6 protein-coding genes and 3 tRNA genes are annotated in these 5,052 nt (G+C 63.6%); all 9 read left to right on the top strand.

What is annotated here, in order from left to right; translation table 11 throughout:
* Positions 1-293: 293 nt before the first annotated feature.
* Positions 294-366: transfer RNA gene (locus tag ACFWF3_RS23860), tRNA-Thr, on the top strand.
* A 59-nt stretch (positions 367-425) separates the two neighbouring features.
* Positions 426-501, top strand: a tRNA-Met gene (locus ACFWF3_RS23855).
* A 36-nt stretch (positions 502-537) separates the two neighbouring features.
* Positions 538-708 (top strand): 50S ribosomal protein L33, encoded by a 171-nt coding sequence (rpmG, locus tag ACFWF3_RS23850; RefSeq protein WP_056814348.1) that lies wholly within the window; start codon positions 538-540, stop codon positions 706-708.
* A 163-nt stretch (positions 709-871) separates the two neighbouring features.
* Positions 872-1,939 (top strand): fused (3R)-hydroxyacyl-ACP dehydratase subunits HadA/HadB, encoded by a 1,068-nt coding sequence (locus ACFWF3_RS23845; RefSeq protein ID WP_379315329.1) that lies wholly within the window; start codon positions 872-874, stop codon positions 1,937-1,939.
* Between the two features lie 194 nt (positions 1,940-2,133).
* A tRNA-Trp gene (locus ACFWF3_RS23840) sits at positions 2,134-2,206 on the top strand.
* Between the two features lie 31 nt (positions 2,207-2,237).
* Entirely contained in the window at positions 2,238-2,618 is a 381-nt protein-coding gene (secE, locus tag ACFWF3_RS23835) for a preprotein translocase subunit SecE (protein ID WP_378990968.1), read from the top strand.
* A gap of 112 nt (positions 2,619-2,730) precedes the next feature.
* On the top strand, positions 2,731-3,549 hold the full coding sequence (gene nusG, locus ACFWF3_RS23830) for a transcription termination/antitermination protein NusG (protein WP_378990967.1): 819 nt from the start codon (positions 2,731-2,733) through the stop codon (positions 3,547-3,549).
* Between the two features lie 216 nt (positions 3,550-3,765).
* Entirely contained in the window at positions 3,766-4,200 is a 435-nt protein-coding gene (gene rplK / locus ACFWF3_RS23825) for a 50S ribosomal protein L11 (protein ID WP_019049397.1), read from the top strand.
* Between the two features lie 79 nt (positions 4,201-4,279).
* On the top strand, positions 4,280-4,993 hold the full coding sequence (gene rplA, locus ACFWF3_RS23820) for a 50S ribosomal protein L1 (protein WP_301903705.1): 714 nt from the start codon (positions 4,280-4,282) through the stop codon (positions 4,991-4,993).
* Positions 4,994-5,052 lie beyond the last annotated feature (59 nt).

Genomic DNA, 5,052 nt, shown 5'->3' with positions numbered 1-5,052 from the left:
CTGTAAATCCGTCGGCTTATGCCTACGTAGGTTCGAATCCTACATCTGCCACATCGAACCCCCGTCGATCATGAAGATCGGCGGGGGTTCCTTGGTTCTGCGGGTTGTTCTCGCGCGGATCCGGGTAGCCTCGATGTGAGCGGGTCGGAACCAGCGATCTGAACCCCGTGAAAATGCCCTTTGAGCTGCCGATTTGGTGCTCTGGCCGGGGAGTGTGTAATCTCGTTCAGGACGCCGGAGCACGGGGTCACGCTGATCGGCTTGCCGATACAGACTCTGTGCCACGTAGTCATGCCCCCTTAGCTCAGTCGGTAGAGCGTTTCCATGGTAAGGAAAAGGTCAACGGTTCGATTCCGTTAGGGGGCTCGCCGGATTGCCGGTGGTGAGCGGCTTACCGCGGCATCATCGGGATATTAGTCCGCCGTGGCGGTGTAGCTCAGTTGGTAGAGCAAACGACTCATAATCGTTGTGTCGCCGGTTCAAGTCCGGCCATCGCTACCAATTTCAACTCAGCCCAGACCGGAAAGAAGGCAAATCGTGGCCGCGAAGTCCACCGATGTCCGGCCAAAGATCACCTTGGCCTGCGACGAGTGCAAGCACCGCAACTACATCACCAAGAAGAACCGGCGTAACGACCCGGATCGCCTCGAGCTGAAGAAGTTCTGCCCGAACTGCGGAACTCACCGGGCGCACCGCGAGTCGCGCTAGTTTTCAGAAACATCTGCCGAAGGCCGGACGAGAGTCCGGCCTTTGTGCTTTTCCCGGGAAGTTCATGGAAAGTTCGGGGCCGATACAGTACCCGGACGCATCACGTTTTACACCGGTCGACTTCGGTGCTGTCTTACGAGTGAGTAAGGTCCACGTTGTGACAGTGAACACCGGAACTCACGAAGCGGTCCCTGCCGCAGCCGCCGAAACCTTCGATCCCGCCGCCCATGCGGCATCGATGGTCGGCCACCACTACCGCGTCGACGACTACTACGAGGTCGGCCGCGAGAAGGTGCGCGAATACGCCCGTGCGGTGCAGGATTACCACCCGGTGCACTGGGAGGAAGACATCGCGCGCGAGTACGGCCACCAGGGTCTGCTCGCCCCGCTCACCTTCATCTCCCTGGTCGGCATCCTCGCCCAGCGCAAGCTGTTCGAACGGATCGTGACCGGCTACGACCTGAGCCAGATCATGCAGACCGATCAGATCCTGGAATTCCACCGCCCGATTCGGGTCGGTGACCAGTTGACCTGTGATGTGTATCTGCATTCTTTCCGGCAGGCCTTCGGTGGCGACATCATCGTCACCAAGAACATCGTCACCGCCCAGGACGACGAACTGGTGCTCACCACCTACACCACCCTGATCGGCCGCAGTGGCGGCGACATCGATCCTCGGATGTCGGACGCGGTCCGCAACGTGCTGATGCACGGACTCGGCGAGGAGGAGCCCGCCCACCACGCGCCGGCCGAGCTGTCCGTCGGGATCACCCCGGTCACCAAGCAGCCGGAGCCCACGGTCAGCGTGCACGCCCTGTCCTTCGACAGCGTGTCGGTCGGCGACGAACTGCCCGCCCGCGTGGCGCGACTCACCCGCGGCGACCTCGTCAACTACGCGGGCGTGTCCGGCGACGCGAACCCGATCCACTGGAGCGACGAGGTCGTGAAGCTGGTCGGCCTGGACAACGTGGTGGCGCACGGCATGCTCACGATGGGGCTCGGCGGCGGTTTCGTCACCTCGTGGCTGGGCGATCCCGGCGCGGTGAAGGAATACAACGTCCGTTTCACCAGCCCGGTCTACGTCGGTTCCGATGTCCCGGCGGAGGTCGAATACACCGGCAAGGTGAAATCGGTCGATCCGCAGACCCGCACCGCTGTTGTCGCCATCACGGCGAAGTCGGCGGGCAAAAAGATCTTCGGCCGCGCCACGGCAACCGTTCAGCTGTCCTGACCTGGTCGGGTGTCCCGGATTGGCGATAACCGCGCGCGGTGACGTATAGTCGGGTCTCTGGGGTCACGAGATGCTGCGCGCTGATCTTCCCGAGGGGTTATCTCCTCATGGAAGCGGCGCGCGTGTTGTGTGACACTGGAGACAACCGAATATCGAATGTGGTTGGGCATTACGGCTCAGGCTGGTCCAACCGAAGGGGCGTAGCTCAATTGGCAGAGCAGCGGTCTCCAAAACCGCAGGTTGCAGGTTCAAGTCCTGTCGCCCCTGCCCTGAATGCCAGCGACGAGAGAGGATCGACGTGAGCGACGAGCGGGATACTCGCGGCGAAGACAGCGAGGACACCGCCGCTGCCACTCGACCGAGTGGCAAGCGGTCTGCTCGTCGTGTGCGCGCGTCGGATGCTCCGGCAGACAACGGATCGGTGGCCACGCTCGATCGGCCGTCGGCCTCGCGCAAGGCAGACAAGACCGCCGGTAAGGCAAAGACGGGCAACCCGTTCAAGCGGCTGCTCAAGTTCCTGCGAGAGGTCATCGCGGAACTGCGCAAGGTGATCTGGCCCAACCGGAAGCAGATGGTCACCTATACGGCCGTCGTTCTGGTGTTCGTGGTCTTCATGGTCGCGTTCATCGCCGGGATCGACGTGGCGTTCGTCAAGGGTGTCGACTGGCTGTTCGGCTGATCGCCGACACCCACGCCGGTAGCCGATCGCGGGTCGGAACGGCGGAGTGTGCCTCCGCGCACCCGACCCGGCCCAGAGGATGTACGTGACGACACAGGAAGCGAGTGCCTCAGTGAGCACCCCGGAGAACGACACCAACGACGAGTTCCCGGTTGACGACGCTGTCGTGGCGGAAACCGCCACCGACGAGGTCGAGGCCGCCGAGCTCGCCGATGCCGACGAAGCCGCTGCCGACGAGGTCGTCGACGAAGCCGTGATCGAAGAAGTCGCCACCGAGGACGACCCCGAGGCCGACCCGATCGAGTCGATGAAGACCAAGCTGCGCCGCGTGCCCGGCGACTGGTACGTCGTGCACTCGTACGCGGGCTACGAGAACAAGGTCAAGACCAACCTCGAGACCCGCGTGCAGAACCTCGGACTCGAGGACTACATCTTCCAGGTCGAGGTGCCGACCGAAGAGGTCACCGAGATCAAGAACGGCCAGAAGAAGAACGTCAACCGCAAGGTGCTGCCGGGCTACATCCTGGTCCGGATGGAACTGAACAACGAGTCGTGGGGCGCGGTGCGCAACACCCCCGGCGTCACCGGTTTCGTCGGTATGACCGGCGGTGGCCCCGGCGCCAAGCCGACCCCGCTGACCATCAACGAGGTTGTGAAGTTCCTGGTTCCGGCCGGTGCGCAGGCGCAGAAGAAGGCCGCCGCGGCCGCTGCCGGTGGTTCGGATACCGGTAGCGCGGCTTCGGGCAAGCCCACCATCGAGGTCGACTTCGAGGTCGGCGAGTCGGTCACCGTCATGGACGGCCCGTTCGCGACGCTGCCCGCCTCGATCTCCGAGGTCAACGCCGAGCAGCAGAAGCTCAAGGTGCTGGTGTCGATCTTCGGTCGCGAGACCCCGGTCGAGCTGAACTTCACCCAGGTTTCCAAGATCTAGGATTTTCCACACTCGCGTCAACGGCACCGCTCACCGGCGGTGCCGTTGGTGTTTGTGCTGGTCACCACCCGATTGCTGGGTCGTGTGGCAGGTCCGGTAGAGTGTGATGGTTCGTGTTCTGACTTCCCCGCAGTACTTGTCGGGGCCTAGTCGTGCGCGGATACGAGGCTTACGGCAACCGTAAGGAACCGAACCCCAGAAAGCCAAGGAAGAAAGATGCCCCCCAAGAAGAAGAAGCTCGCCGGGATCATCAAGCTGCAGATCCAGGCCGGCGCAGCCAACCCGGCACCGCCGGTCGGCCCCGCGCTCGGTCAGCACGGCGTCAACATCATGGAGTTCTGCAAGGCGTACAACGCCGCGACCGAGTCGCAGCGTGGCAACGTCATCCCGGTCGAGATCTCGGTGTACGAGGACCGGACGTTCGACTTCAAGCTGAAGACCCCGCCTGCCGCTCGTCTGCTGCTCAAGGCCGCCGGTGTGCAGAAGGGCTCCGCTGAGCCGCACAAGACCAAGGTCGCGAAGGTCACCATGGACCAGGTCCGGGAGATCGCCAAGACCAAGGCCGAGGATCTCAACGCCACTGATCTCGATCAGGCCGCGAAGATCATCGCCGGTACCGCGCGTTCGATGGGTATCACCGTCGAAGGCTGAGCGAATCTCGCTCTCATGTGGGAGGGCCGGCCAGGCCCGACAACCACATCTGAACTCGAAACTTTAAGGACAGAAAATCATGGCAAAACGAAGCAAGGCGTACCTCGCCGCTGCTGAGAAGGTCGATCGCGACAACCTGTACTCCCCGCTGGCCGCCGCGCGCCTGGCGAAGGAGACCGCGACCACCAAGACCGACGCGACCGTCGAGGTCGCCGTCCGTCTCGGCGTGGATCCCCGCAAGGCCGACCAGATGGTCCGTGGCACCGTCAACCTGCCGCACGGCACCGGTAAGACCGCTCGCGTCATCGTGTTCGCCGCGGGCGAGAAGGCTTCCGAGGCCGAGGCCGCAGGCGCCGACGCCGTGGGCGCCGAGGACCTGATCGAGCGGATCCAGGGCGGCTGGCTCGACTTCGACGCCGCGATCGCCACCCCGGATCAGATGGCCAAGGTCGGCCGCATCGCGCGTGTCCTCGGCCCGCGTGGTCTGATGCCGAACCCGAAGACGGGCACCGTCACCAACGATGTGACCAAGGCCGTCAACGAGATCAAGGGCGGCAAGATCAACTTCCGCGTCGACAAGCAGGCCAACCTGCACTTCGTCATCGGCAAGGCGTCCTTCGACGACGCCAAGCTGGTGGAGAACTACGGCGCCGCGCTGGACGAGATCCTGCGTGTGAAGCCGTCGACCGCCAAGGGTCGCTACGTCAAGAAGATCACGGTTTCGACGAACACCGGACCGGGCATCCCGGTGGACCCGAACCGTACCCGCAACCTCCTCGACGAGGATGCGTGAGCTTCGGCTGACAGCTAGCTCCTGAGAGCAACACGAGGGTGGGAACGCACAGCGTTCCC

This window comes from Nocardia sp. NPDC060220 (genome assembly GCF_042727815.1).
In the GTDB taxonomy this organism is placed as follows: Bacteria; Actinomycetota; Actinomycetes; order Mycobacteriales; family Mycobacteriaceae; genus Nocardia.
This window is presented reverse-complemented; position numbering and strand designations above follow the sequence as displayed.